This window comes from Verrucosispora sp. WMMA2121 (assembly GCF_027460185.1).
Taxonomy (GTDB): Bacteria; Actinomycetota; Actinomycetes; order Mycobacteriales; family Micromonosporaceae; genus Micromonospora; species Micromonospora palythoicola.
The window spans coordinates 570,670-595,707 of the sequence record NZ_JAPZBH010000004.1; the positions used below are offsets into that span (position 1 = coordinate 570,670).

At 70.9% G+C, this 25,038-nt stretch carries 27 protein-coding genes, 2 tRNA genes and 1 pseudogene; 10 read left to right on the forward strand and 20 right to left on the reverse strand.

The window, feature by feature from the left end; genetic code table 11:
• Positions 1-35: 35 nt before the first annotated feature.
• The 5 genes from clpX to O7605_RS03280 all read right to left on the reverse strand — a co-directional run bounded on the left by clpX (position 36) and on the right by O7605_RS03280 (position 4,605).
• Positions 36-1,331, reverse strand: a complete 1,296-nt coding sequence (gene clpX / locus O7605_RS03260) for an ATP-dependent Clp protease ATP-binding subunit ClpX (protein ID WP_269737835.1) — start codon at positions 1,329-1,331, stop codon at positions 36-38.
• Positions 1,332-1,538: 207 nt separating this feature from the next.
• Positions 1,539-2,201: an ATP-dependent Clp protease proteolytic subunit gene (locus O7605_RS03265; protein WP_093411492.1), complete on the reverse strand. Its 663-nt coding sequence runs from the start codon at positions 2,199-2,201 to the stop codon at positions 1,539-1,541.
• Between the two features lie 14 nt (positions 2,202-2,215).
• A complete protein-coding gene (locus O7605_RS03270; protein ID WP_099850373.1) occupies positions 2,216-2,857 on the reverse strand; it encodes a ClpP family protease in 642 nt (213 codons plus the stop codon).
• Positions 2,858-3,027: 170 nt separating this feature from the next.
• Entirely contained in the window at positions 3,028-4,374 is a 1,347-nt protein-coding gene (tig, locus tag O7605_RS03275) for a trigger factor (protein ID WP_269737836.1), read from the reverse strand.
• 157 nt (positions 4,375-4,531) lie between these two features.
• Positions 4,532-4,605 (reverse strand) — tRNA-Pro (locus O7605_RS03280).
• Positions 4,606-4,929: 324 nt separating this feature from the next.
• Between O7605_RS03280 and O7605_RS03285 the strand changes: the two genes are divergently transcribed.
• Positions 4,930-5,003, forward strand: a tRNA-Gly gene (locus O7605_RS03285).
• A gap of 271 nt (positions 5,004-5,274) precedes the next feature.
• On the opposite strand, the gene O7605_RS03290 is transcribed toward O7605_RS03285, so the two are convergent.
• The 3 genes from O7605_RS03290 to O7605_RS03300 all read right to left on the reverse strand — a co-directional run bounded on the left by O7605_RS03290 (position 5,275) and on the right by O7605_RS03300 (position 7,082).
• On the reverse strand, positions 5,275-5,844 hold the full coding sequence (locus O7605_RS03290) for a hypothetical protein (protein ID WP_269737837.1): 570 nt from the start codon (positions 5,842-5,844) through the stop codon (positions 5,275-5,277).
• 196 nt (positions 5,845-6,040) lie between these two features.
• Positions 6,041-6,397 carry a VOC family protein gene (locus O7605_RS03295; protein ID WP_269737838.1) on the reverse strand — a complete coding sequence of 119 codons (357 nt, stop codon included), beginning with the start codon at positions 6,395-6,397 and terminating at the stop codon, positions 6,041-6,043.
• Between the two features lie 325 nt (positions 6,398-6,722).
• A complete protein-coding gene (locus O7605_RS03300; protein WP_269737839.1) occupies positions 6,723-7,082 on the reverse strand; it encodes a hypothetical protein in 360 nt (119 codons plus the stop codon).
• Positions 7,083-7,384: 302 nt separating this feature from the next.
• On the opposite strand from O7605_RS03300, the gene O7605_RS03305 reads away from it, so the two are divergent.
• On the forward strand, positions 7,385-7,957 hold the full coding sequence (locus tag O7605_RS03305) for a hypothetical protein (protein WP_269737840.1): 573 nt from the start codon (positions 7,385-7,387) through the stop codon (positions 7,955-7,957).
• A gap of 31 nt (positions 7,958-7,988) precedes the next feature.
• The gene (locus tag O7605_RS03310) at positions 7,989-8,270 is read left to right on the forward strand and encodes a hypothetical protein (RefSeq protein ID WP_269737841.1); all 282 of its coding nucleotides are present in this window, start codon (positions 7,989-7,991) and stop codon (positions 8,268-8,270) included.
• A gap of 60 nt (positions 8,271-8,330) precedes the next feature.
• On the opposite strand, the gene O7605_RS03315 is transcribed toward O7605_RS03310, so the two are convergent.
• Both O7605_RS03315 and O7605_RS03320 read right to left on the reverse strand, forming a co-directional pair.
• Complete coding sequence (locus O7605_RS03315; protein ID WP_269737842.1) at positions 8,331-9,239, reverse strand: alpha/beta hydrolase family protein; 909 nt, start codon at positions 9,237-9,239, stop codon at positions 8,331-8,333.
• A gap of 8 nt (positions 9,240-9,247) precedes the next feature.
• Positions 9,248-10,282: a fatty acid desaturase family protein gene (locus O7605_RS03320; RefSeq protein ID WP_269737843.1), complete on the reverse strand. Its 1,035-nt coding sequence runs from the start codon at positions 10,280-10,282 to the stop codon at positions 9,248-9,250.
• A gap of 137 nt (positions 10,283-10,419) precedes the next feature.
• On the opposite strand from O7605_RS03320, the gene O7605_RS03325 reads away from it, so the two are divergent.
• Both O7605_RS03325 and O7605_RS03330 read left to right on the forward strand, forming a co-directional pair.
• A complete protein-coding gene (locus tag O7605_RS03325; protein ID WP_269737844.1) occupies positions 10,420-11,700 on the forward strand; it encodes a sensor histidine kinase in 1,281 nt (426 codons plus the stop codon).
• Positions 11,652-12,287 (forward strand): LuxR C-terminal-related transcriptional regulator, encoded by a 636-nt coding sequence (locus O7605_RS03330; RefSeq protein WP_269737845.1) that lies wholly within the window; start codon positions 11,652-11,654, stop codon positions 12,285-12,287. The genes O7605_RS03325 and O7605_RS03330 overlap by 49 nt, the downstream gene beginning before the upstream one ends.
• Positions 12,288-12,312: 25 nt before the next feature.
• Here the strand turns inward: O7605_RS03330 and O7605_RS03335 are convergent, their stop codons facing one another.
• The 3 genes from O7605_RS03335 to O7605_RS03345 form a co-directional block, all read right to left on the reverse strand.
• Positions 12,313-13,371 carry a hypothetical protein gene (locus O7605_RS03335; RefSeq protein WP_269737846.1) on the reverse strand — a complete coding sequence of 353 codons (1,059 nt, stop codon included), beginning with the start codon at positions 13,369-13,371 and terminating at the stop codon, positions 12,313-12,315.
• The gene (locus tag O7605_RS03340; RefSeq protein WP_269738693.1) at positions 13,368-13,697 is read right to left on the reverse strand and encodes a PadR family transcriptional regulator; all 330 of its coding nucleotides are present in this window, start codon (positions 13,695-13,697) and stop codon (positions 13,368-13,370) included. Before O7605_RS03340 ends, O7605_RS03335 begins: the two co-directional genes overlap by 4 nt.
• A gap of 309 nt (positions 13,698-14,006) precedes the next feature.
• Entirely contained in the window at positions 14,007-14,546 is a 540-nt protein-coding gene (locus O7605_RS03345; RefSeq protein WP_269737847.1) for a hypothetical protein, read from the reverse strand.
• Between the two features lie 110 nt (positions 14,547-14,656).
• Between O7605_RS03345 and O7605_RS03350 the strand changes: the two genes are divergently transcribed.
• Positions 14,657-15,886 carry a GNAT family N-acetyltransferase gene (locus tag O7605_RS03350; RefSeq protein WP_269737848.1) on the forward strand — a complete coding sequence of 410 codons (1,230 nt, stop codon included), beginning with the start codon at positions 14,657-14,659 and terminating at the stop codon, positions 15,884-15,886.
• A 28-nt stretch (positions 15,887-15,914) separates the two neighbouring features.
• Positions 15,915-16,241, forward strand: a complete 327-nt coding sequence (locus tag O7605_RS03355) for a hypothetical protein (protein ID WP_332317108.1) — start codon at positions 15,915-15,917, stop codon at positions 16,239-16,241.
• A gap of 66 nt (positions 16,242-16,307) precedes the next feature.
• Here the strand turns inward: O7605_RS03355 and O7605_RS03360 are convergent, their stop codons facing one another.
• From O7605_RS03360 to O7605_RS03375, 4 genes are all read right to left on the reverse strand, one after another.
• Positions 16,308-16,775, reverse strand: a complete 468-nt coding sequence (locus O7605_RS03360) for a ribose-5-phosphate isomerase (protein ID WP_269737849.1) — start codon at positions 16,773-16,775, stop codon at positions 16,308-16,310.
• Between the two features lie 69 nt (positions 16,776-16,844).
• Positions 16,845-18,041, reverse strand: coding sequence for a DUF1015 family protein (locus tag O7605_RS03365; RefSeq protein WP_269737850.1), 1,197 nt, complete (start codon positions 18,039-18,041; stop codon positions 16,845-16,847).
• A 112-nt stretch (positions 18,042-18,153) separates the two neighbouring features.
• Complete coding sequence (locus tag O7605_RS03370; protein ID WP_269737851.1) at positions 18,154-18,492, reverse strand: hypothetical protein; 339 nt, start codon at positions 18,490-18,492, stop codon at positions 18,154-18,156.
• A gap of 183 nt (positions 18,493-18,675) precedes the next feature.
• Positions 18,676-19,275 (reverse strand): mycothiol-dependent nitroreductase Rv2466c family protein, encoded by a 600-nt coding sequence (locus tag O7605_RS03375; RefSeq protein ID WP_443083895.1) that lies wholly within the window; start codon positions 19,273-19,275, stop codon positions 18,676-18,678.
• 240 nt (positions 19,276-19,515) lie between these two features.
• Here O7605_RS03375 and pepN point away from each other — a divergent pair, with 240 nt between their 5' ends.
• The 3 genes and pseudogenes from pepN to O7605_RS03390 all read left to right on the forward strand — a co-directional run bounded on the left by pepN (position 19,516) and on the right by O7605_RS03390 (position 22,707).
• Positions 19,516-22,065, forward strand: coding sequence for an aminopeptidase N (pepN, locus tag O7605_RS03380; RefSeq protein WP_269737853.1), 2,550 nt, complete (start codon positions 19,516-19,518; stop codon positions 22,063-22,065).
• A gap of 79 nt (positions 22,066-22,144) precedes the next feature.
• Positions 22,145-22,444 (forward strand): annotated as a pseudogene (locus O7605_RS03385) (Uma2 family endonuclease); the annotation flags it as partial.
• 110 nt (positions 22,445-22,554) lie between these two features.
• Positions 22,555-22,707, forward strand: a complete 153-nt coding sequence (locus O7605_RS03390; protein WP_269738765.1) for a hypothetical protein — start codon at positions 22,555-22,557, stop codon at positions 22,705-22,707.
• A 76-nt stretch (positions 22,708-22,783) separates the two neighbouring features.
• Here O7605_RS03390 and O7605_RS03395 read toward each other — a convergent pair whose 3' ends face one another.
• The 3 genes from O7605_RS03395 to O7605_RS03405 are packed head-to-tail and all read right to left on the reverse strand — an operon-like array spanning position 22,784 to position 25,002.
• Positions 22,784-23,197 carry a DUF5130 family protein gene (locus O7605_RS03395; RefSeq protein ID WP_164447440.1) on the reverse strand — a complete coding sequence of 138 codons (414 nt, stop codon included), beginning with the start codon at positions 23,195-23,197 and terminating at the stop codon, positions 22,784-22,786.
• Positions 23,184-23,570: an aa3-type cytochrome oxidase subunit CtaJ gene (ctaJ, locus tag O7605_RS03400; RefSeq protein ID WP_443083862.1), complete on the reverse strand. Its 387-nt coding sequence runs from the start codon at positions 23,568-23,570 to the stop codon at positions 23,184-23,186. The genes O7605_RS03395 and ctaJ overlap by 14 nt, the downstream gene beginning before the upstream one ends.
• Positions 23,539-25,002 (reverse strand): amidase, encoded by a 1,464-nt coding sequence (locus tag O7605_RS03405; protein WP_269737854.1) that lies wholly within the window; start codon positions 25,000-25,002, stop codon positions 23,539-23,541. Before O7605_RS03405 ends, ctaJ begins: the two co-directional genes overlap by 32 nt.
• Positions 25,003-25,038: the final 36 nt, after the last annotated feature.

Here is a 25,038-nt window from a genome sequence, read left to right on the forward strand (position 1 = left end):
CCGGACACAGTCTGCGGTCCCGGGCCCAGCCGGGATCAGGCGGACTTCTCCTCGCGCTCGCGGCGGGCGCGGCGACCCGTGAACTCGCGCGGAACGATCGTCGGGTTGACGTTCTCCAGCACCGCCTCACGGGTGATGAGCACCCGGGCGGCGTCGGGGTTGCTGGGCACCTCGTACATCACGGAGAGCAGGACCTCCTCCATGATGGCGCGCAGCCCGCGGGCGCCGGTGCCCCGCAGCATCGCCTGGTCGGCGATTGCTTCGAGGGCCGGTCGCTCGAACTCAAGCTCGACGCCGTCCAGCTCGAACAGGCGCTGGTACTGCCGGACCAGGGCGTTGCGCGGCTCGGTGAGGATCCGCACCAGCGCGGTGCGGTCCAGGCTCCGGACACTCGTGATCACTGGCAGCCGGCCGATGAACTCGGGGATCAACCCGAACTTGAGCATGTCCTCCGGCATCACCTGGCTGAAGATGTCGTCGGTGGAGCGGTCCGAGACGGCGCGGAGCCGGGCGCCGAAGCCGGTGCCGCCGTGCCCCGTCCGGGCCTCGATGATCTGATCCAGGCCGGCGAAAGCCCCACCGCAGATGAACAGCACGTTCGTGGTGTCGATCTGAATGAACTCCTGGTGGGGGTGCTTACGACCGCCCTGCGGGGGCACGTTCGCGACGGTGCCCTCGAGCATCTTCAACAGCGCCTGCTGGACACCCTCACCGGAGACGTCACGGGTGATCGACGGGTTCTCCGACTTACGGGCGATCTTGTCGACCTCGTCGATGTAGATGATGCCGGTCTCGGCCCGCTTGATGTCGTAGTCCGCCGCCTGGATCAGCTTGAGGAGGATGTTCTCCACGTCCTCGCCGACGTAGCCGGCCTCGGTGAGAGCGGTGGCGTCGGCGATCGCGAAAGGCACGTTCAACATCCGGGCCAGGGTCTGTGCCAGGTGGGTCTTGCCACACCCGGTCGGACCCAGCAGCAGGATGTTCGACTTGGCCAGCTCCACTCCGTCGGTACCGGAGCCCGGAGCGCCGGCCGCCTCGGCCTGGATCCGCTTGTAGTGGTTGTAGACCGCGACGGCGAGCGCCTTCTTGGCCCCCTCCTGCCCCACGACGTAGTTGTCGAGGAACTGGCAGATCTCCATCGGCTTGGGAAGCTCTTCCCACTTCACCTCGCCGGACTCGGCCAGCTCCTCTTCGATGATCTCGTTGCAGAGATCGATGCACTCGTCGCAGATGTAGACCCCTGGGCCCGCGATGAGCTTCTTGACCTGCTTCTGCGACTTCCCGCAGAAGGAGCATTTCAGTAGGTCGCCGCCGTCACCGATCCGTGCCACCTACGTTCTCCCTGCACTCATCGGCCGGAGCTCCGGCCACGACCTGCGGACGCTGACGCTCCGCCCGTCTTACTCCCACCCGCCGGTCGCCCGGCGAAGCGGTACGGAACCGACGTTACCCGCTGCCGGAGGTTTCTCCGACCCCCAAAACGGGTGTGTCAGAGGTCGGTCGGCAACGAGCCCGACCGACCTCTGACCCGATAAGGGTCAGCTGGCCGCGTTCGCGGCCAGCAGACCCTTCTTACGACTGGTGAGGATCGTGTCGACCAGCCCGTACTCGCGGGCCTCCTCAGCCGTCATGATCTTGTCGCGGTCGATGTCCTTGCGGACCAGGTCGACCGGACGGTTGCAGTGCCGGGAGAGCATCTCCTCCAGCTGCGTACGCATCCGCAGGATCTCCTTGGCCTGGATCTCGATGTCCGACCCCTGCCCGTAGCCGCCCTCGGTGGCCGGCTGGTGGATGATGATGCGCGAGTTCGGCAGGGCCATCCGCTTGCCCGGCGTGCCCGCCGAGAGCAGCACCGCGGCGGCCGAGGCGGCCTGGCCGAGGCAGACCGTCGAGATGTCCGGCCGGACGTACTGCATGGTGTCGTAGATCGCCGTCATCGCGGTGAACGAGCCACCCGGCGAGTTGATGTACATGATGATGTCCCGGTCGGGGTCCGTCCCCTCCAGGGTGAGCAGCTGGGCCATCACGTCGTTGGCCGACGCGTCGTCCACCTGCACGCCGAGGAAGATGATGCGGTCCTCGAAGAGCTTGTTGTACGGGTTGGACTCCTTGACCCCGTACGACGTGCGCTCGACGAACGACGGCAGAACATAGCGGTTGTGCACGGCCGCGAACTGGGGCGGCAGGCTCAGGTCGGTCATCGTCTGCTCCTCGATCAGCTCAGGGTCCCGGCGCCCTCGGGAACCTGGGCGGCTCCCGTGATCACCTTGTCGATGAAGCCGTAGTCGACGGCCTCCTGGGCGGTGAACCAGCGGTCCCGGTCCGAATCCGCCTCGATCTGCGCCGGCTGCTGACCGGTGTGGAAGGCGACGCGCTCCTGGAACATCCGCTTGGTGTACAGCATCTGCTCGGCCTGGATCGCGATGTCGGCGGCGGTGCCGCCCATCCCGCCGGAGGGCTGGTGCATCATGATCCGGGCGTGCGGGAGGGCGTAACGCTTGCCCTTCGTGCCCGCGCAGAGCAGCAGCTGGCCCATGGACGCGGCCATGCCCATCGCCACGGTCGACACATCGTTGTCGATGAACTGCATCGTGTCGTAGATGGCCATGCCGGAGTAGACCGAGCCACCGGGCGAGTTGATCCAGAGGTTGATGTCGCGGTCCGGGTCCTCCGCCGCGAGCAGCAGCAGCTGCGCGCAGATGCGGTTGGCGACCTGGTCGGTCACCTCGCTGCCCAGGAAGACGATCCGCTCCTTGAGCAACCGGTTGTAGACCGAGTCGTCGAGGTTGCCAATGGTGTCACCGCCGCGGGCTTCGATCGCCCGTAGCGGCTTCGCTGGGATGTGCATGTCGGTCATGGCAGCCCTTCGCTCTCCGTACCGTCGTGTCCGACACTAACCGCTCGGCCGGGCGCCGGACTCCCGGTCCGGGCACTGTTCGCTCTCAGCGCAGCAGGCCGGAGGCGTACCCGGAAAAGGGATTGGGCCACCACCCACCGCGACCGGCGGACGGTGGCCCGACCCGGCGATCAGTGCTCGTGCGAGTGCTCCTGCTCGCTCGCCTCACGCAGCGCGTCCATGGTCACCACGTTGCCGGCCGAGTCCTTGATCGTGATGCGCTCCATCACCGCGGCCAGCGCCTTGCCCCGCCGGACGTCGCCGTAGACCGCGCCAGCGGTGCCGGAGCGGACGAGCTGGTCGTAGTACTGCTGGGGGGCCATGCCGGCACGCTGGGCCCGGTGGACGATCTCGTGACCGAACTCGTCGTCGGAGACCTGCACGTCCTCGGCGTCGGCGAGGGTGTCCAGCAGCAGCTGGACCTTGACGCCCTGGGTGGCTGCGTCGGTCAGCTCGGCGTCGATCTGCTCCTCGGTCTTCTCCTCGGCGGCGAGGTAGTCCTCCATCGAGGCGCCGATGCGCTCCAGCTGGTCGGCCATCGCCTCCTTGCGGCTCTCCACCTCGTCGCGGATCACGCCTTCGGGAGCCGGCACCGCGGCGGCCTCGACGAGCTGCTCCAGGGCCTTGTCGCGGGCGGCGTAGATCTGCTCGACCCGCTTGCCCCGGGTAACCCGCTCACGCAGATCCGCCCGCAGCTCCTCGATGGTGTCGAACTCGCTGGCGAGCTGAGCGAACTCGTCGTTCAGCTCCGGCAGCTCCTTCTCCTTGACCGTCCGCACGGTCACCAGCACCTCGGCGTCACGACCGGCGAAGTCGCCGCCCACGAGCTGGGTGGTGAAGGTGGTGTCCTCCCCGGCGGAGAGGCCGACGACCGCCTCGTCCAGGCCCGGCAGGAGCTGCTTGCTGCCCACCTCGTGCGAGATGTTGCTGGCCGAGCCGCCGGGCACCTCCTCACCGTCGACGGTGGCCCGCAGGTCGATCTGGACGTAGTCGCCCTCGGCCGCGGCACGCTCGACGGTCTTCAGGGTGGCGAACCGCTCACGCAGGCCGTTGACCTGCTCATCGATCTCGCTGTCGTCGATCTGCAACTCGTCGACGGTGACCTCGATCGAGGCCAGGTCGGGCACGGTGATCTCCGGCCGGACATCCACCTCGGCGGTGAAGTTGAGCGAGTCGCCGTCGTTGAACTCGGTGATGTCGACCTCGGGACGGCCAAGAGTCTTCAGGTCGTGCTCACGGACCGCGGCGAGGATGTTCTGCGGGATCGCCTCCTGCACCGCCTCGTTGAGCACGGCGCCCCGGCCGACCCGCTGGTCGATGATCGCCGGCGGCACCTTCCCCTTGCGGAAGCCGGGGATCTGGATCTGCTGGCCGATCTCCCGGTACGCCTTCTTGAGGCTCGGCTCGAGCTCGACGAACGGCACCTCGATGGCGAGCCGCACGCGCGTCGGGCTCAGAGTCTCGACGGTGCTCTTCACAGGCGTACTCCTTGACGGATCTCGGTTGATTCTGGGCGCACTTTCGGCCCATCGAGTGTAGGCGAGCCGGCACGCCAGACCAGCAGCGCCCGGGGCCGGCGGCAGGCCTGCCCCGCCCGCCGGTCGTCCGGGTGCCGCCGTCTGGTGCTTACGGCAGTCGGGGTGGCGGGATTTGAACCCACGGCCCCTCGCTCCCAAAGCGAGTGCGCTACCAAGCTGCGCCACACCCCGTGGCGACGAGCAGTCTATGCCGTCCCTCCGACAACCGGTTGCCGGGGCGTCACCCAACGCGCCGAACGAGGACGAACCGGACACGACGCGGCAGGCGGCAGGCGGCAGGCGGCAGGCGGCAGGCGGCAGGCGGCAGGCGGCAGGCGGCAGGCGGCAGGCGGCAGGCTGGTGCAGTTTCGCGGATGTTGTGGTCTCCCGGGCAGCCCGAGGGGACAACACACAGGAAGTTGCGTGGATCTATGCGACGCGACACCGGGATACGGCCGCGCGGCCGCCGCGGGTATTGGGTAGGCTGTCGGGCGCACCCGGTCCTGACGGGTGTACGCGGGCGTAGCTCAATGGCAGAGCTTCAGTCTTCCAAACTGACGGTGCGGGTTCGATTCCCGTCGCCCGCTCCAACTGCGTCTGGCCCAGGTCGGAGGCCGTATCCCTCGATCCTGGGTCGAACGGCCACTCCCCCGCTTCGATCTTGTGGGCCAACAGCTGCTCTGGCCGTCTTTGCCTCGGGTCTGCCGGGCGATCCGCCGGTCCATGGCCGAGGCGATCTCCCGGTCCCGCCGCTGGTCGCGTGCTGATAGATCAACGCCGCCCGTATGCTCACGTGCCCCCATCCGCTGCGTCAGCTGGCGAGTGTTCGCCAGAGGCTGCGATGCGGTGTGCTGGTGTGCGTTAGCTCGTCGTGGTGGTGTGCGGGTCGCACATGCTTTTGGCATCGCGCTCCCAGTCGCTCCCTACGAGAGCGACGAGGTGGGTGACCTCTCTGACCTGCCCGTCTTCCGTCTCAACCGAAAGCCGTAGCGACAAGGGCTCTGGCTGGAAGGCGATCGAGCACTCGAAACGCAGCTCGACCAGGAGCTGACCGGTGCCGCCGGGGGGTAACAGCCGGGGTTGTCCCGTGCTGCGTACCGCGGCGCCGGGCATCTCTGCCTGAACTCCCCGAACCGTGATCGGCGCGGGGCCGGCGTTGATCAACGTCAACTGCCCAGACAGTTGGATCGATCCCTGGGCGGACGAGCCTCCGAAGTCGGCCGATCGAGGTAAGGCCACGAGTGCGACCGCAGCGTCGCGCTCTCGCTGATCACGCGAGTCGCGCAGCTCGCTGACACCGAAGCCGCCAAGCACAACGCCGACCACGAACGCAGCGACGAGGCGCAGGACCATTTTCCGCCTGGCGACGTGCCGGCCGGAGATGGTGCCTGACTCCGCCTGCCGGTGATTCTGCTCGTCCAAGTCGATCACGGCATGCTCTCCGACATGGGCGTGAGCTTAGGGTCACTCCGCACCGGCGCGTCGCCCGGCCGTGCAGCCACCTGTACAGCCGAGGCCATCCGCCGACGTCGGCCAAGACGGTGGCGCGTGACGGGTACGAGCGCCTCCGGGCCGACCTCCGCCCGCAGGCGTTTCGGGCGGCACGACCGCTTGAGCACGATGGCCGTCAGAGTGGGTCGAGGCGGCGCCTGAGCAGGCAGAACTCGTTGCCTTCCGGATCGGCGAGGACGTGCCAGGACGCACCCGCGGGCTGACCGATGTCGGCGAGTACGGCTCCGGCGGCCAGGAGGCGTTCGAGCTCGACGTCCTGATCGCGGTCCGTGGGGTTGACGTCTATGTGCAGTCGGGCATGTCCGTTCCGCGGCTCGTCGTCGCGGATGAGGAAGATCGTCGGCTGCGGGCCGCCGAAACCTTCGCGCGGCCCTATCTCGATGTAGACCTCCTCCTCACGATCGAGTTCCACGAAGTCAAGGACCTCGCACCAGAACCGCGCCAGCACCTCGGGGTCGCGGCACTTGAGCACGAGCTCACCGATTCGGCATGCCATTGACGAAACCTACTCTCAAGCATGGGCACTGTCGGGGCGGCGGCACGTGGATCTCGTGGGCTTCCCGCAGCGCGTGCAAGCTCGCGATCGTACCGGGGGCGGGGCGAGTGGGCTCCGGAGTTCAGGCGCTCGCGTGGTCTGGGACCGAGGAACACGCCGACCCGAGCAATTCCACAGCAGGCCGGCCACTGCCCGGCGACGAACGATCTGCCGCGGCATGCCCGCCCGACACCGGGGCGACCGGATGGCAGCGGAGGGTCCGACAGCGGTCCGTCGCCGAGGCGGTCGCGGTCCCGCTCGTTCAGTCGGCGGCTCGCAGTGCGGCGGTGACCACCACGAACAGCGCGATCAGCGCGACCGAGCCGGCTCGTAAGGGTCGTGATCGGCTGAAGACGCCCACCACGAGCGCCACTCCCAGGCCCAGGAGCCAGTGGCCGACCTCGGAATGCCGGTGTGGGTCGAAGCCCAGATGACCAAGGTTCCCCCGGTCGTAGCGGACCAGTGCGGCTCCGCCGGCCCAGATGAGCAGGGTCCAGCCGCACCGGCCACCGGGACTTTCGGTCAGCCGCGAACCGTGGCGGGTCAGCGTGCCGAGCAGGTAGGTGATCGACAGCAGCGTCACCGCACCGACCAGCAGCACGGCGTGCAGCCCAACGAACATTACGAGCAGGAGCCACCCGCCGTCGGTAATACCTCTCAGAAACAGGGCAGCTGCCGCACCCACCACGACCATCTGCCCCACCGCGAGGCGGTGTGGATTCGCCAGGCGAGGCTCGGCCGGCACCGACCGTGGTGGGGCCGGGTGCTCCGCCATGTCCTGTCCCCCTGTTGCGCCTGTCCGCCCGAGCCGGAACAGCAAGGGCCAGTCAGCCGTCAGCGTGGCAGACGCAGCGTACTGTCGCTGTCCCGCGATCAGAGAAATACGGGCGCCCCCGTACGCGTGGTGCTGTCACGATTGCCTCCGTGACTGCCGACCGGCCGACCGGTGACTCCCGCGCCTGGCGTAGCGCGCTGCTGGCTCGCGTGGTCGCGGAGATCGAGGCGGAGATCCGTCGGGCGTGGGAACGTCTTCTGCTCGCACTCGAGGTCGAGCCCGATTCCGCCGAGGCGGTCGAGTTGGCCTGGCTGGTGGCCGAAGATCCGGCGGCCTACGACTGGCGGACCGTCGACGGTGCGCTCGACCGGTTGAGCTGTCCGACCTGCGGATCACGACTGGCCCAGGGGCCGGCCGCGTGCGAGACGTGCGAGTTCCATCACCGGATGCGCTTCGGCGCCCGGGAGGTGGACCGTCGGCACGTGCCGCCAGGCAACGAGCATGCCTTGCGGGTGGCGAGCGCGGTGACGCGTACCCGTCATCGTTATTCGGCCAGGGCCCGGGTGGGCTATGAGCTGACGCTGCCGGACCTGGTTGCCGGTGCGCTGCCCACCACCCGGCAGGCGCAGGCCGGCAAGGCCCTGATCAACAAGCTGACCGATGATGAGTGTGACCGCGTCGTCAGCTTCGCCCAAGTCGAACAACTGGCGCGCGGTCGCTGATCCCGACCGTCCACGAGCGTCTGGAGTGGTCATGTCCGGTGCACCGGAGCCGGGTTCGCAGCCCGAGTGGCTACGGCCCGGTCAGGAGCAGGGTGATCCGATCCTGGTGACGGTCGACGGGCAGGACTTCCGGGTGTGGGCCCGGGCGGACGCACCAGGCACGTACGACTTCGACTGGCTCAGCGGGCCGCACGAGTACGGTTTCGGGCTGTCCCGGTCCGACGGTTCGGTGATGAGCCTGGCCGAGATGGAGACGGCGATCCGCGAGTTCCTCGCCGAGATCGACCCCGCCACCGGCTACCTGGCGGAGTGACAGCCGCCGCAACGACGAGAGCGGCGAAGCCGCAAGACACCGACTGCGGAGCCGGCGCCGTCACCGGGAGCAGAGCCGGCGCTGCAACCAAGTGACGATCAGTTCGTCGAAGCCGGGGGCGCGGGCGGCACGGACCCGGATGTTGTGGTCGGCACCGGGGAAGACCACGATCTCGTGGTCTTGGTGGCCGGCCTCGCGGAGCACGGTGGCGACGGTCCGGGCGCTCTCCCACACTGGCACGAGCAGGTCCTCGGCACCGTAGACGGCCAGCATCGGGCAGGTCAGTGACCTGAGGGCGACGGCCGGATCGTGGTCGGCGATACCAGCGAGGAAGGCGATCGACCGGGGTGTCGTGCCGGCCAGCAGCGCGGACCACGGCGCGGTGTGCCAGCGTGCCTGGGCGGCGTGGACGCGTACCGGATCGTCGCCGGAGCGTACCCGGTGGACCTGCTCGTGGAGTAGCCTCAGCGCCTGCTCGACGTCCGCCCCGGTGAAGCCCTCGGCGGGAAGCTGGTGGCGGAGCCGGTGCTCCTCCTGCGCCAGCACGCCCACCCCCGGGCCGGAAACGCAGACCACCGCCGCGACAGTGTCGCTCCGGGCGGCGGCGAGTGGGGCCACCCAGCCGCCCTGGCTGTGACCGATCAGGGCGACCGCGTCGGCTCGTACGTCTGGCTGCTGTCGCAGGGCGCGGACCGCCGCCAGGGTTTCCTCGGCCCGGTCGGTGAGCCGCTGGCGGGTCCAGTCTCCGGTCGAGGCACCCGAACCCGGTTTGTCGTAGGCGAGGCTGGCGAAGCCGGCGGCGGCCAGCCGGGTCGGCCACTCCCCCAGGTCGCGCCCGCCGGGTCCCGAGCCCTCGACGAAGACCACCGCCGGGTACGGGCCGGGCGCGGGTGGTCGAACCAGGTCACCGACCAACTCGTCGCCGTCGTGCCGGAAGGACAGTTCCGTCGACACCGGCTCGAACAACATCGCTCGGATTATCCACGCCGCGCCGAGGCACGACGTGCGGCATGTTCCGCGCGGGCGGGGGCGCCGACCTCGTGCAGGTGTCGTAGCGCCTGACGGTAGGAGTCGAGGAGACCGGTCTGTTCGTAGGCGACGCCGATCTCGGCGCAGTACGCCTGCACGATGGGCTGGGCCCGGCGCAGGTTGGGGGTGGGCATGCCGGGGAACAGGTGGTGTTCGATCTGGTGGTTCAGGCCGCCGAGCGCCACGTCGGTGAGCCAGTTGCCGCGCACGTTGCGGGAGGTCAGCACCTGCTTGCGCAGGAAGTCCTCGGTGCCGGTCGGGTGCGGCATGCCCTTGTGGTTGGGGGCGAACGTCAGGCCCAGGTAGACACCGAACAGGGCCTGGTGCAGCAGCAGGAAGGCGACGGCCTGGAGCGGCGTGAGGACCACCAGCAGCGTCGCGAGGTAGCCGACGGCGTGCAGCACCAGCAGGGCGCTCTCCACGCCTCGGCGCCGCACCGTGCCGTCGCGCAGGGCCTTGACGCTGGACACCTTGAGGCTGACCGCCAGCAGCGTCAGCAGCGGGAAGAACAGCGCGGCCTGGTGTCGGGTGATGAAGCCTTTCAGGCCCCGCCGGCCGGCCGCCGTCTCGGCGGCCCAGACGAGCACCTCGGGGGCCACGTCCGGGTCGAGGTCGTCGTGGTTGGGGTTGGTGTGGTGGCGGGTGTGCTTGTCCATCCACCAGCCGTAGCTCATGCCGACGCCGAGGTTCCCGGCGAGCAGCCCGGCGAGTTCGCTGGGTCGTCTGGTGCGGAAGACCTGACGGTGGGCCAGGTCGTGTGCCACGAGGGCCACCTGGGCGAACGTGACGGCGAGGAAGACCGCCGTGAGCATCTGCCACCAGGAGGAGCCGATGACGAGGAACGCCGTCCAACCGCCGACGTACATGAGCGCGACGGTCCCCAGGCGGACGAGGTAATAGGCGGGCCGGCGCCGCATCAGTCCCGCTGCGGTGATCCGGCGGGCGAGCGCGGCGAAGTCGCTGCCGGTCGTCGTGGTCGTCATGACTCCAGCGAACCGTCCCCGATCCGCGCCGTCAGGAGCGCTGTCTCCCGCTGTCGTGGGGGTGCTGGCACCACCGACGAACGGCGGCCGCCGTGGGCAGAATGTGACCTGTGGACGTGGCCGGAGCTGGTGAACGGATGGCCCCGTGGGTCCGCCGTGGGCTGCGGTCGGCGGGCGCCGGGTTGGCCGCGATCGGTCTGTCGCTCACGAACGTCCCGCTGCTCGTCCTGTCGGTTGTCGCGTTGGTGCTGGTGCCGGTGCCCTTCCTCGGCATGGCGCTGGTGCCCTGGACGACGAGGCTGGTCAGGAGGCGTGCCGATCTTGAGCGACGGCTGGCCGCCCGGGCCGGCGTGCCGATGGCGCGCCCGTACCAGCCGCCTCCGGAGCGGAGCGTGCCCGGCGGGTGGCGTCGTTTCCGGTGGGTCGTCACCGACCCGGCCACCTGGCGGGATCTGGCCTGGCTGGTGCCGGGCGCCCTCGTCGGGATCGTCCTCGGCGCGATCACACTGGCCGTACCGTTGTACGGGCTGGCGGGGCTGACGCTCACGCCGGTGTGGATCTGGCTCGGCACCGACTGGTACGGCTACGGCACCGTCTGGTCGGTCGACAGCGTGGGCGAGGCGCTGCTCTGCGTTCCGCAGGGTGCGGCGATCCTGGCCGTCGGCCTGTGGTCGGCGCCGTGGTTGCGGCGCGTCGACGCCTTCTTCGACCGGCTCCTCCTCGCGCCGACCAGGGCCGCCGAACTCCGGCTGCGGGTCACCCAGCTGACCGTGACCCGCGCCGACACGGTGGACGCTCAGGCCGCCGAGCTGCGCCGCATCGAACGCGACCTGCACGACGGCGTCCAGGCCCGACTGGTCTCGCTGGGCATGATGATCGGCCTCGCCGACGAACTGATCGACCGGGATCCGGCCGCGGCGCACGAGCTGCTCGCCGAGGCGCGCGAGTCGAGCGGCACGGCGCTTGTCGAGCTGCGGCACCTGGTACGCGGCATCCACCCACCCGTACTGGCGGAGCGTGGTCTGGAGGGCGCGGTGCGGGCGCTGGCGCTCAGCCTGCCCGTGCCGATCGCGGTCGACGCCGAGCTTCGCGGCCGGCTCGACACTCCGGTCGAGTCGGCGGCGTACTTCGCCCTGGCCGAGACGCTGACGAACGTGGTCCGGCACAGTCGCGCGCAGCACGCGTGGGTGTCGCTGCGCCACGCCGGGGGACGGCTGACGATGGTGGTGACCGACGACGGTGCCGGCGGCGCCGACTCCGCCGCCGGCACCGGCCTGCGCGGTATCGAGCGTCGCCTCGCCGCCTTCGATGGCACGATGGCGCTGTCGAGCCCGCCCGGCGGGCCCACCGTCGTCACCATGGAGCTGCCGTGCGCGCTGTCATCGCCGAGGACCACGCACTCCTTCGCGACGGACTGACCCGGATCCTGCAGGCCTTCGACTTCGACGTCGTCGCGTCCGTCGACAACGGCCCGGCCCTGCTACCCGCCCTGGTGACCCACAAGCCCGAGGTGGCGGTGGTCGACGTCCGTCTCCCACCGACGTTCACCGACGAGGGCCTGCAGGCCGCGATCGCCGCCCGCACCCGGATCCCGGGGCTGCCGATCCTCGTGCTCTCCCAGCACGTCGAGCCCCTGTACGCCCGGGAACTGCTCAGCACTCCCCAGGGCGGCGTCGGCTACCTGCTCAAGGACCGGGTCTCCAACGTCGGCGAGTTCGTCGACGCCGTCCGCCGCGTCGCCGCGGGCGGCAGCGCGATGGACCCTGAGGTGATCTCGCAGCTGCTCGCCCGCCGCGAGCCATTGGCGGTTCTCACGGTCCGCGAACGGGAGGTGCTCGGCGAGATGGCCGAGGGGCGCTCCAACGCGGCGATCGCCGCCAAGCTCCGCATCACCGAGAAGGCGGTGAGCAAGCACATCAACAACATCCTCACCAAACTGGACATGCCGCCCTCCGACGACCACAACCGCCGGGTGCTGGCCGTGCTGGCGTACCTCAACGCCTGAGACGCGACGCGCGTACCGGCTTCGATCAGTCAGCGGTGTGCTGTGGGTGCGTGGCAGCCGACACCGGGGGCAGTTGGCGCAGCACCCGGAAGGCCAGGACGGCGAGCGGCACACCGACCGCCAGGACGGCGAGGACCTGCGCGGAGGCGATGGTCAGCAGTGCCGTGCGCTGCGTCTGGCCGACGAGGTCGGGCAGGGTCGCGGTGCGCTGGACGAGTGCGGTCACGGCGAGTATGACGAGTGCCAGCGACCAGGGCAGGGTGCGAGACGGTGGGCGGAACGCCCGTACGCCCAGGTGGACCGCGATCGCGACGACGACCAGCACACAGCACAGGCCCGGCCAGTCCAGCAGCCGCAGCGCCGGCATGCTGGCCTGGGCGACGAACAGCGGTACGGGAACCGCCAGGATGCCCACCGGTAGAGCGAGCAGCCAGCGGCGTCGTGCCACCGGTGCACCGTCGCGGTGCACGGCCGACATCGCGACCAGCAGGAGAAGCTCGATGAGCAGCATCAACCACGCCGACACGGTCAGCGGGGCGGGGCCGCTGGCCTGCTCGACGGCGACGGTGACGGCCTGCGGCACGATGGCGATCGCGGCGACGGCCTGGGCCACTCGCGGGTGCCCGAGGACCAGGGCGAGGAAGGCCGGCAGCCAGGCGTACCCGGCGACGTGCAAGGTGGCCTGCCAACCGCTGATGGGTGACACGGGAGCCCATTCGGACGTGGGGACGGGCAACCAGCTCAGCGCGCCGGTGAGCCACAGCGTGACGGCGAGACCGACGGTGGCCATGGTCGCCTGGGTCAGCACTCCGGCCAGCACCGCCAGGCGAACCGCCTGCCCCCACGCGTACGGCCGCGGCGGCGCGTCGGGCCCGCCGATCCGTAACCGGACGGCGAGCGACAGGATGCTGGTCATCTCCGCCAGGCTCGGGCGGCCGTGGTCCGCGAGGTACTCATCGGTCTCGGGGTCGCCGGTCTGCATGGTTTCCAGGAAGGCGGCGACCATGTCGTCCTCCCACTGCCGCCGGTATCCGGGGGGCAGCAGCCGCAGCACCCGGCGGTAGCGTTCCTCCAGCCGGCTCATGCGGACGTCCCTTCGATCGGGTTCTGTCGGCGTAGCCGGGTCGAGGCGAGCCGGGCGTCGGCGGCCAGCCGGCGGGCCTCCGCGTCGAGGGCGTGGCGTCCCCGTTCGGTCAGCCGGTAGTACCGGCGCAGCCGGCCCTGCCAGGCCTCCTCGCGGTCCAGCTCGATCAGGCCGCCACCGACGAGCCGGTCCAGCGCGCCGTACAGTGACCCGATCTTCAGCCGCACCCGGCCCTGCGACAGCTCCGTCGCCTCGGCGACGATGCCGTAACCGTGCCGTGGGCCGTCGAGCAGCGCGGTGAGAACGAAGAACGTCGGCTCGGTCATCCGCCCGGAACTCATCGGGCCAATATAGTGTCCGGCACTATATCTTGGCCAGCACGCTAGCGGCACGACAGTGGGCGGGGCGACCGCCCGGGTGGCCGGGGTGGGCTCCAGGCCGCTCCGACGCCGGAGGGCGGTCACGGAGGACCGCACCGGCGGGGATGAATCGCGCCGGGTGGGGTAAGCAGGCCGCCGTCCTGGTGGAGTGACGACCTCGGTCGCGGTGCCACGCGGCCACTCCCGGGCGGGCCGGCCGCTGGTCCGGTCCGCCCGGCGACCGGGGGCGAGTTCACGCGCCGGCCGGGCGACGCCCTAGTTGGTCAGCCAGTTCCAGGCGTCCATGATCCACTGAGTCTGCTGCAGGAACGCGACACCGAGGCCGGCCAGGAAGACCGCCGTGACCAGGTGCGCGCCCCGGGCGGTGCGTCGCACCCGACCCAACTGCCGTTCCAGCACCACCCGGCCGAGCAGCCGGGCCAGGGTGAACAACCCGGCCGCCACCAGCAGGCTCAGCACGAAGATCACGATCGGCCCGACGAGGTCGCCGCCGCCGGAGATCGCCCAGATCCCCCAGCAGACGAACGCGAACAGAGCCCCGGCGAAGCTCCACTCGCCGCCACGCTTGAGTCGGGCCACGTGCCAGCTCAACGGCTGGCGCGGCACCGGTTCGCCCGGCCAGCCGGTGCCGGTCGGCGCGTGCTCCACCGTCGGGAACGGCTCGGTACGCGGCGCGCGGGCGCCGACCTGGGCCACGCCCCGGCGGTACGGGTCGCGCTGCGGCGGCACCCCGCCACCGGGCTGCGGTGGCACCTCGACGGTCCGCTCCGCCCACGGTTGCGTCTGCTCGGCCATGTCGTTCCCTCCCCTTCACCGACGGCGCCCCCGGACGCCGCTGGAGACTTCGAGGGTAGCCAGCCCGCAAATCGGTCGCCGTACCCACACCGATCGGCTAGACACGAGCGGTGACCACCTCCACTCTGCCGATCGAGACCACCAACGCCGACTTCGACGAGATGAACGGGTTCCTCGGTGCCCTGTTCCACCACCCGGTCGACAGCGAGGCCCAGGAGGTCGAACGTCCGATCTTCGAACCGGAACGCGCGCTGCAGATCCGCGACGGGTCCGACCTGGTCGCCACCGCCATCGCGTTCACCCGGACGCTCGGCGTGCCCGGTGGTGACGTGGCCGCCGCACACGTCAGCATGGTCGGGGTCGCGCCCACCCACCGTCGGCGGGGCCTGCTCACCGCGATGATGCACCGCCAACTGCGTCAGATCTACGACAGTCGCCGGGAGCCGGTCGCGGTGCTCTGGGCCAGCGAGGGTCGGATCTATCCGCGCTTCGGCTACGGCCTGGCCTCCCAGCGGTACCACGTCTCCGGCGAGACCGCCGAACTGCGGCTACCGGCACCGATGCCGGGCGAGGGCCGGCTGCGCCTGGACCGGCCGACCGACCGCCAGGCCGACCTGGCCCGAGTGTACGAGCGGGTACGCGCCGATCGCCCCGGCTGGTCGGCGCGCGACGACCGGTGGTGGCGATACGTGCTCGTCGACCCGCAGGCGCACCGTGGTGGCGGCACCGAGCGGCGGGTGGTGCTGCACGAGGGACCGGACGGTGTCGACGGCTACGGGCTGTTCCGCACCAAGGCCGAGTGGGACGACGGCGGCCCCAACAGTCTCACCACGGTCGACGAGGTGGTGGCGAGCACCCCTGCGGGGTACCTGGCGATCTGGCGGATGTTGCTCTCGCTCGACCTGACCCGACGGCTGGCGTGGATGCGGGCGGCGGTGGACGAGCCGCTGCTGCGACTGCTGAACGAACCGCGCCGGCTCAACTGCCGGCTGGTCGACGCGCTGTGGGTACGGGTGGTGGACGTGCCGGCCGCGCTCGCCGCCCGGCGCTACGCCACCGACATCGACGTGGTCATCGAGGTGACCGACGACCTGCTGCCGGAGAACACCGGCCGGTGGCGGCTGCGTGGCGGGCCGGCCGAGGCGACCTGCACACCGGCGACCGGACCGGCCGACCTGGCCTGCGACGTACGCTGCCTCGGCGAGCTGTACCTCGGCGGCGTGAACCCGACCGCGCTGGCCGACGCCGGTCGGCTCCGCGAGCTGCGCCCCGGCGCGCTCACCGCCGCCGGTCCCGCCTTCACCTGGCACCGAGCCCCCTCCGCCATGGAGATCTTCTGACCGCCGGCGATGGAGGTACGGTCGGGGGGTGGCGGATGGCGGGGAACGGCGGCGACGGCGGCACCGGCAGCACGGCGGCACCGGCGGTGGAGTCGACGGTGGTGCGGCGGCCAGCACGGCGGGGGTGCACGACGGCGGCGAGACGTCGCGTGGGCGACGCAACGGCGCTTCCGAAGAAGGCGAGCGAGGGCTGCGCGGGCTCGTCGGCTCTGGTTCGTCACAGGTCAGCGTGACCGCGGCGATGCGGGCGCGGGACGCCGCCCGGCCCACCGACGAGGATCTCGCCGCGGCGGCGGACCGGGTCGTCATCGTCCGCCGTAACTGGACCCCGCGCGAGGAACTGCCCCGCCGCTGACCCGTCCCGGTCCGGGTTCGGGTGTCCCGACCCCGGACCAGGAGAGACGGTCCGAAGGGTCGCGGATCAGGGCAGGTCGGGCAGCTGCCGGCTGCGCTCGTACTCGGCGACCTGGGCGATGCGCCGAGCATGCCGGTCACTGCCCGAGAAGGACGTGGTCAGGAACGCCTCGACGATGGCGGTGGCCTCGTCGAGGGTGTGCTGGCGGGCACCGACGGCGACCACGTTGGCGTCGTTGTGCTGCCGACCCAGCTGGGCGGTCTCGACGTTCCACGCCAGCGCCGCCCGCACCCCCGCCACCTTGTTCGAGGCGATCTGCTCGCCGTTGCCCGAGCCACCGATGACCACACCCAGGCTGCCCGGGTCGGCCACCACGCGGGTGCCGGCGTGCAGGCAGAAGGCCGGGTAGTCGTCCTCCGGGTCGTAGGCGTGCGGGCCGATGTCGACCACCTCGTAGCCCTGCTTGGCGAGGTGGTTGGCCAGGTGCACCTTCAACTCGAAACCGGCGTGATCGGATCCCAGGTAGACGCGCATACCGCGCAGTCTGTCAGGCCCGTCCCACGAGGCGGCGCCGGGGCGGTGCCCCGTGGGACGGGCACCGGATCAGGCCAGTTCGGCGACCACCAGGCCGCCGCGCGCCTTCGGGGTGAACCAGGTGCTCTTGCGGGGCATCTTCTCCCGGGCCAGGTTCACCGCGACGAAGTCGTCGACGGTCACCGGCGCGATGAGGATGGCCAGTTCGGCCCGACCGGAGCGCACCTCACCGGTGAGCCAGCTCGCCGGGTAGTCACCGCCGACGTAGGTGATCCGCTTGTCGCCCGGATCCAGGCCGAGGGCGTCGCGCAACAGCAGCCGCTCGACCAGAGCGTGGTCGAGGTTCTCCAGACGACCGTCGCCGGTGTGCGGCAGCGTCACCGCGTACGCCTGATCGGGAAGCTGGAGCACGACGGTGCCGCCGGTGGTGGGGACCTCGGCCGGGCCGTCGACCGGGGTGATCCGCGCCCCGGCCGCGGTCAACCGCTCCAGCAGCTCCTCGTGCGTGGTGGTCAGCTCGCTGACCAGGCGGTTGTACGGCTGGATGGCAACCGACGCCGGGGTGGTGACGACCGCCAGGAACCGGGGCATCCCGCCGGTCTGCGCGGCCAGGCTGCGGTGGTTGCCGTCGGCGACGACCAACTCGCCACCACCGGCCAGGGCGGTCAGCTCGTCCTGCTGCGGGCCCGGACCGACCAACCAGATGGCGTGGGTGCGTCCGGCCTGGTCGGTGTCGGTGGCGGCGGGCGCCCCGGCGGTGTCGGTGGCCGCCGCGAGGGCGGCGTGCAGCTCGTCGCCGCGCCCGGTCTGCAGCAGCAGTACGGGTGAGAGCAGGTGCCCCAGCGCCTCGGCCAGCGCGACCCGTTCGCGCACCTTCGCGATGAAGACGTCCTCGTTGCGGATGACCAGGCCGGGCTCGTCGGCCCGGGTGGAGATCTGGTCGGTGTCGACCATGGCGAACAGCCCGTAGGCCGACTCCTCGCCCGGCGCGCTGATCCGGTACAGCACCACCACCTGTTCGGCCGGGGTGTAGCTGCCGTCGGCCTTCGCCTCCGCGAGCCGGCTCACCGCGTCCGGCAGGGCGTCGGCGAAGGACCTGCCGAGGCTCTCCGGGGCCTTGTGGGGCATCTCGATGCCGAGGGCGCTGTGCGGATTCGCCTCGATGATCGCGGTGATCTCCGCGTCGTCGGCGAACTCGTCGTAGTTCTGGGCGCCGGTACCACCGGTGGTGATCCAGGCGCGGGAGATCGGGTGCACGACCGTCATGACCGTTGACGCTACCGGCGGCGCGTCGGGTGCCGCCGCCGGACCCGCCCCGAGCCCACCAGATGAAAGCAGGGTCACCGCCCTGACGCTTCAGGTGTGGCGGGGTCCGTCGTCAGCACTCCGCCTCCGCCGAGCGTCGGTGCCGGCCGGTCGGCGCCGGCACCACGGCGGGACGACGCGTCGGGGCCGGTCGTGGTCCCTGGTTGCGGATGTCGCGACCGGGAGGGGTCAACCGCGAGGTGGCGGGAACCGAGGCGACGCCCACCGCACCGTCGCGCCCGAACCCGCCGGCCGCGTTCGGGCTGCGATCCTGCCGGGGAGCGGACCACCCGCCGGCCCGGCCGTTCCCCGAGGTCGGCGCGGTCCGGCCCGCCGCCGGCCCGAGCACACCCCCACCGCCGCCCTCCTCCCGACTCCAGCGGTCGCCGATCGGAGCACGATGCTTGGCCACCAGGCACCTCCACGAGCGGTGGGCTGCGGACATCCGGACAAACGAGTCCGCGACCGCACCGGTGACGCCGGGCCCGGCAGCGGTGCGGCTGCCGGACCTCGGCTGCCGGACCTCGGACCGGCGGCGTCAGGACTACCGCCCTGCCGGAACCGGTGCGTCGACGACGTGCGGCTCAGGTGCGGCTCAGTCGAAGATGGGGTCGAGGTCGCGGCTGCGCTTGAGTTCGAAGAAGCCGGGGGTACCGGCGACCAGCAGGACACCGTCCCAGAGCCGACCCGCGGCCTCGCCCTTGGGCGCCGGGGTGACCACCGGCCCGAAGAAGGCGACCTGCCGACCGTCGGGGCCGGGGGCGTGGATGACCGGGGTGCCGACGTCGGTGCCGACCGGCCGCATACCGGCCTCGTGGCTGGCCCGAAGCGGCGGGTCGAGGTCGCTGTCGCCGGCCGCCTCGGCCAGCGCCGGGTCGAGTCCGGCGTCGGTCAGGGCGGCGACGTAGAGGTCCGGTCCGAGCGGCTCCTTGCCGAGGTGGATCCGCGTACCCAGGGCCGTGTAGAGCGCCCGTACGGCGTCGGCGCCGTGGCGCTGCTGCACGGCGACGCAGACCCGCACCGGTCCCCACCCGTTGCGCATCAGCTCCTGGTAGTCGTCGGGCAGTTCCCGACCCTCGTTGAGCACCGACAGGCTCATCACGTGGAAGCGGACGTCGACGGGGCGGACCCGCTCCACCTCCAGCAGCCATCGGGACGTGAGCCACGCCCACGGACAGATCGGGTCGAACCACATGTCTACGCTGGTGCGCTCGTTCACGACGAGATCCCTTCGCGATGGTGACGCCGACTCACCGGCGTACCTCCGATCTTTCCTCGACCATCCGCGATCCCGCGAGGATCGACCCGTGACCTCAACCACCACCGCATACCCGTACATGGAAGACTCAGGCCCGGACCGGCCGTCACGAGCGGTCGACGGACCGTGCGGCCGTGACGGACGGCGAGAGTGGGATGGAGACGAACAGTGCCGGGAGTGCGCAACCTGACACAGGTCGAGGCGACCGAGCGGGCCCGCCTGCTCGACGTGACCGGGTACGACATCAGTCTGGATCTGTCCAGCGCTGTTCACGCCGCCGACGGTCGTACCTTCCGGTCGACCACCGAGGTGCGGTTCCGCTGCGCCGAGCCGGGAGCCGGCACGTTCATCGAGGTGGCGGCCGACTCGGTACGCTCGGCGACGCTCAACGGCACCCCGGTCGACCTGGCCGACTTCACCGCCGAGAAGGGCCTCACGCTGACCGGGCTGGCCAGCGAGAACACGCTCGTCGTCGACGCGGACTTCGCGTTCTCCAACTCCGGGCAGGGGCTGCACCGGACCGTCGACCCGGTCGACGGTGAGACCTACCTCTACAGCCAGTTCGAGACGGCCGACGCGCAGCGGGTCTTCGCCTGCTTCGACCAGCCCGACCTGAAGAGCGTCTACACCTGGCACGCCACCGTTCCGGAGCACTGGAAGGTGGTCTCCAACATGCCGGTGGAGCGGGAGGAGGCGGCCGGCGAGGGCCACAAGACGGTGCACTTCGCCACCTCCGCCCGGATGAGCACCTACATCACCGCGCTGTGCGCCGGGCCGTACCACGAGGTCAGGTACACCCACGACGGCATCGACCTGGGCTACTTCTGTCGGGCGAGCATGGCGCAGTACCTGGATTCCGACGACCTGAACCTGGTCACCACGCAGGGCTTCGACTTCTTCCACGAGCAGTTCGGGGTGCGCTACCCGCTGCCCAAGTACGACCAGCTCTGGGTGCCGGACTTCAACGCCGGGGCGATGGAGAACTTCGGCTGCGTGACCCACGCCGAGTCGCACTACCTGTTCCGCTCGCAGGTGACCGACTTCGAGTACGAGCAACGGGCCAACACCGTCCTGCACGAGCTGGCGCACATGTGGTTCGGCAACCTGGTCACCATGCGCTGGTGGAACGACCTTTGGCTGAACGAGTCGTTCGCCGAGTGGGCCAGCCACTGGTGCAACACGCACGCCACCCGGTTCACCGAGGCGTGGACGACCTTCCTGTCCATCCGGAAGAACTGGGGCTACCGGCAGGACCAGCTCTCCTCCACCCACCCGGTCTACTGCGAGATGCCCGACCTGGAGGCCGTCGAGGTCAACTTCGACGGCATCACGTACGCCAAGGGCGCCAGCGTGCTCAAGCAGCTGGTCGCCTACGTGGGCGAGGAGTCCTTCCTGGCCGGTCTGCGCGCCTACTTCGACCGGCACGCCTGGGGCAACGCCACCTTCGACGACCTGCTGTCCGAGCTGGAGACCGCCTCCGGTCGCAAGTTGACCACCTTCGCCTCCCAGTGGCTGGAGACCGCCCAGGTCAACACGCTGCGCCCGGAGCTGACCATCGACGCGGACGGCACGTACCAGCGGGTGGCGGTCCGTCAGGAGGCGCCGGAGGGCTACCCGACCCTGCGTACCCACCGGATCGGGGTGGGGCTCTACGACCTCACCGACGGCCGGTTGGTGCGCCGCGAGCGGTACGAGGTCGACGTCGACGGCGAGCTGACCGAACTCACCGACCTCACCGGTGTGCCCGCGGCCGACGTGCTGCTGCTCAACGACGACGACCTGAGCTACACCAAGCTGCGGCTGGACGAGCGGTCCATGGCGACGGTGGTCCAGCACATCGCCGGTCTCGACTCGTCGCTGGCGCGGGCGCTGTGCTGGACCGCCGCCTGGGACATGACCCGCGACGCCGAACTGGCCACCCGCGACTACGTCGCCCTGGTGCTGGCCGGGCTGCCGGCGGAGACGGACATCAACCTGGTCACCGCGACGCTGCGCCAGGTCAGCAGCGCGCTCACCTTCTACGCCGACCCGGCCTGGGCCCCGACCGGCTGGGCGGACCTGGCCCGTACCGCGAAGACCGCACTCGCGGCGGCCGAGCCGGGCAGCGGTTTCCAGCTGGCCTGGGCCCGGGCGTACGTCTCCGCGGCCCGCTCCGGCGAGGACCTGGCCGTGCTGCGCGGCTGGTTGGAGGGCACCCAGGTGACCCCGGGGCTGACCATCGACACCGAGCTGCGGTGGAGCGTGTTGCAGGCGCTGGTGGCCAACGGCGTGGCCGGAGCGTCGGAGATCGAGACGGAGCTGTCCCGGGACAAGACCTCCAGCGGTGAACGGGAGGCCGCGTACGCGCACGCACTGGTGCCGACCGAGGCGAACAAGGCCGCCGTCTGGGCGCAGTTGACCGGCCCCGAGGCGCTGCCGAACTGGCGGCACCGGGCGCTGTTGCAGGGCTTCAGCCACCCCACCCAGGTGGAGCTGATCACGCCGTACCGGGACCGGTTCTTCGCCACGGTCGGGCAGGTCTGGGCGACCCGGGACAGCGAGCCGGCGCAGGAGTTCGCCATGCTCATGTACCCGGCGTACCTGGTGCAGGACGACACCGTCGAGGCCACCGACGCCTGGCTGGCACAGGAGGGTCACCCCGGGCCGTTGCGGCGGCTGGTCGCCGAGGGCCGCGACGGCGTGGTCCGCGCGCTCGCCGCCCAGGCCCGGGACGCCCGGACGGCCTGACAGACACTCCACCGGCCCGGGTGCGTCGTGGTTCCCCGACGCACCCGGGCCGTTATCGTGACCAAGGGAGGTTGACGTGATGGCACAACCGGCTCACGAGTGGCGCTCACCGGAACTCGGCTGGCGGGAGCAGGATCTCGCCGAACTGCCGGAGGATGGAAGTCGCTACGAGATCATCGACGGGAGCCTCCACGTGACCCCACCCGCCGGTCCATATCATCACGAGTTGGCTGATGACATTCGGATGGCGATGCGGCAGGCGGCCCCGACGGGGTGGCGGGTGATCCGGGAGATCGGGGTGCAGGTGCCGGCAGGCAACCTGATTCCAGATATCACGGTGCTCAAGGTAGGGGCACCGCAGGACCGGATGTGGGCGGAACCGGCGTACGTCGCGCTCGTCGTGGAGGTCGAGTCGCCCAACAGTCGCCGACACGACCGTTCGCCAAGCCCGCGCTTTACGCCGAGGCAGGCATCCCGTACTACTGGCGGGTGGAACGGGGCGACTTCGGCCCGGTGGTGCACCGCTACGAACTGGTCAAAGAGGTCCACTACAACCTGCTCGGCACGGTCGGGCCGGACGATCCGGTCGAGGTGACCGAGCCGTGGCCGATGCGGCTCGATCCGTCCGCCTGGCCACGGTGAGACCGGGATCATGATCCCGTTCAAGAAAAAGCCCGGCCGCGCGTGACGCGGGCCGGGCTTTGTCGTCGGGTCGGGCTCAGCCCTTGCCCGCGTAGCGGGAGAGCTGGTCGAGGCCCTGGATGATGCCGCCGGCGAGATCACCGCCGCCGAACGCGGCCACCATCGACAGGGCGGCGATCTTGGCGTACGTGTCCGGGACGCGCTTGCGGGCGTACCGGCCGGTGACGATCTCCAGCTGACGCTGGTTCGGTGAGATCGCGATCAGCACCGACCGGTCGGGCTCGGCGAGCTGACGGTGCAGCCGCTCGGCGTGCTCCCGGATCGGCTCGTCGAGGCCGCCGACGAAGACGGAGAAGACCAGACCGGTCGTCCGGTCGGCCACCCGCAGCGCCTCGTCGATGCGCAGCAGCTGGCGGGTCGAGAACGGCCCGTCGAGCACGTCGGGCGGGTTCTCCGTCCCGGCCGCGTGCTGCTTCTCACCAACGGTCACTTGCGCCTCCGGTTCCAGCGGTCGGCGCCTCGACGCCGGCCTGTTCCTGCGTGCGGCTGGTCAGCGCGGGCGCCTGTGCCCCCGCCGACAGCGCGGTGCCCGCGGAGTCGGCCAGTTCCTCGGGGCGGCCGAGGAACCACACCGGCGTGAAGGTGAACGGCCGGCCCGGCCGGTAACGCTTGGCACCGCCACCACCGCCCTGGCTGCCCGCGTAGACGAGGCCGGCGATCACCAGCACGATGGCTGCCGGGATGCCGACGAAGACCAGCAACGTGTCGGTTACAGACAATCCCAACGCCCCCAGGCGGAAAGAGAGATCTTCGATCGGGTCGGGTGGCAGATCACCGGGGTGACCTCCCGACTCCGCTGTCATTCACGTTAGCGGAGCCGACGCTCCGCCAGACTGCGGGGTGCCGATCCCATCCGCCACTGGAGGCCTCCAGTTGCGCAGCGGTGGCGATCAGCCTCGCGTCGTCGCCGTAGCGGCCGGTGAGCAGCACGCCGACCGGCAGTCCCTCGGCGGTCACGCCGACCGGCAGCGAAACCGACGGTTGGCCGGTGACGTTGAAGACCGCACAGTACGGCGAGAAGCGACGTTGCCGGTCGAAATCCTCCGCCGGGGTGCGCCCCTGGTTGAACCAGCCGAGCGGTGCCTGCGGGGCCGCCAGGGTGGGACAGAGCAGCAGGTCGCAACCGGCGGTACGGCGGGCACCGAGGCGTACCTGGGCCTGGATCTCGCCGAGGGTCGCGGTGAGCGTACCGGCGGAGATCCCGGCGGCCCGGGCCCGCAGGAAGCGGGTCAGCGGCAGCAGCTCGGACTCCCGTTGCGGCGGCACCGGGGCGAGCGCGAGGACGTACCAGACGATCTCGAACAGCGGCCAGACCTGCGGACCGAGCGGCGCCGGCACCTCGACGACCTCGTGCCCGGCGGCGGCGAGCAGCGCGGCGGCCCGGTCCACCGCGGCGACGCAGTCCGGGTGGACCGGCTCGTCGGCGAGCATCGGGGTGGTGAACCGGCCGATCCGTAGCGGGCCGGGCTCGGCGGTCCGGGCGGCGGCGAGATAGCCGCCCGCCGGCGGTGGCGGCGGTAGATACGGCTCGCCGGGCACCGGCTCGGCCAGCACGTCCAGCAACGCGGCCACATCGGTGACGGTCCGACCGAGCGGACCGTTGGTCGGCAGGCCGAAGGCGCCGAAACCGAGTGGGCCGCCGGAGACCAGGCCGCGACTGGGCTTGTAGCCGATCAGGCCGCACAGCGACGCGGGAATCCGCACCGAACCGCCGCCGTCCGAACCCTGCGCCACCGGCACCAGGCCCGCCGCCACGGCCGCAGCCGCGCCGCCGCTGGAACCGCCGGCGGTGTACGCCAGCTGCCACGGGTTGCGGGCCGGTGGTGCCACCGAAGTCTCGGAGTACAGCGAGCAGCCCAGCTCGGAGGTGGTGGTCTTGCCGAGACTGACCAGCCCGGCAGCCCGCATGAAGCGCACCACGTCGGCGTCGACAGGCGGTACGAAGTCCGCGAAGGCGGCGGAGCCGAACGTGGTGCGGACGCCCGCGGTCAGGGTCAGATCCTTGATCGCGGTCGGTACCCCGTGCAGTGGCCCGCGCCGATCGACCGGAGTCGCGTCGGCGGCGCGGGCGGCTTCGCGCGCCAACTCCGCGGTGACGGTGACGAAGGCACCGACCGTGTCACCGAGCGCGTCGACCCGCCGCAGGTGGTGCTCGACGAGCTCCACGCTGGACAGCTCGCCACGGGCGAGCGCGGCGGCCTGTTCCAGCGCGGTCAGGTCGTGCGGCTCGGCCATGCCGCCATCCTGCCCGCTCAGGCCACTCGTTGCCGC

Coding starts and splice junctions, on each gene's coding strand:
- O7605_RS03265 (WP_093411492.1), bottom strand. CDS start 2,201: ATGACCGACCTGAGCCTGCCGCCCCAGTTCGCGGCCGTGCACAACCGC.
- O7605_RS03270 (WP_099850373.1), bottom strand. CDS start 2,857: ATGACCGACATGCACATCCCAGCGAAGCCGCTACGGGCGATCGAAGCC.
- O7605_RS03300 (WP_269737839.1), bottom strand. CDS start 7,082: ATGTTCGTTGGGCTGCACGCCGTGCTGCTGGTCGGTGCGGTGACGCTG.
- O7605_RS03310 (WP_269737841.1), top strand. CDS start 7,989: ATGTCCGGTGCACCGGAGCCGGGTTCGCAGCCCGAGTGGCTACGGCCC.
- O7605_RS03315 (WP_269737842.1), bottom strand. CDS start 9,239: ATGTTGTTCGAGCCGGTGTCGACGGAACTGTCCTTCCGGCACGACGGC.
- O7605_RS03320 (WP_269737843.1), bottom strand. CDS start 10,282: ATGACGACCACGACGACCGGCAGCGACTTCGCCGCGCTCGCCCGCCGG.
- O7605_RS03325 (WP_269737844.1), top strand. CDS start 10,420: ATGGCCCCGTGGGTCCGCCGTGGGCTGCGGTCGGCGGGCGCCGGGTTG.
- O7605_RS03335 (WP_269737846.1), bottom strand. CDS start 13,371: ATGAGCCGGCTGGAGGAACGCTACCGCCGGGTGCTGCGGCTGCTGCCC.
- O7605_RS03340 (WP_269738693.1), bottom strand. CDS start 13,697: ATGACCGAGCCGACGTTCTTCGTTCTCACCGCGCTGCTCGACGGCCCA.
- O7605_RS03345 (WP_269737847.1), bottom strand. CDS start 14,546: ATGGCCGAGCAGACGCAACCGTGGGCGGAGCGGACCGTCGAGGTGCCA.
- O7605_RS03360 (WP_269737849.1), bottom strand. CDS start 16,775: ATGCGCGTCTACCTGGGATCCGATCACGCCGGTTTCGAGTTGAAGGTG.
- O7605_RS03365 (WP_269737850.1), bottom strand. CDS start 18,041: ATGACGGTCGTGCACCCGATCTCCCGCGCCTGGATCACCACCGGTGGT.
- O7605_RS03375 (WP_443083895.1), bottom strand. CDS start 19,275: ATGTGGTTCGACCCGATCTGTCCGTGGGCGTGGCTCACGTCCCGATGG.
- ctaJ (WP_443083862.1), bottom strand. CDS start 23,570: ATGACAGCGGAGTCGGGAGGTCACCCCGGTGATCTGCCACCCGACCCG.
- O7605_RS03405 (WP_269737854.1), bottom strand. CDS start 25,002: ATGGCCGAGCCGCACGACCTGACCGCGCTGGAACAGGCCGCCGCGCTC.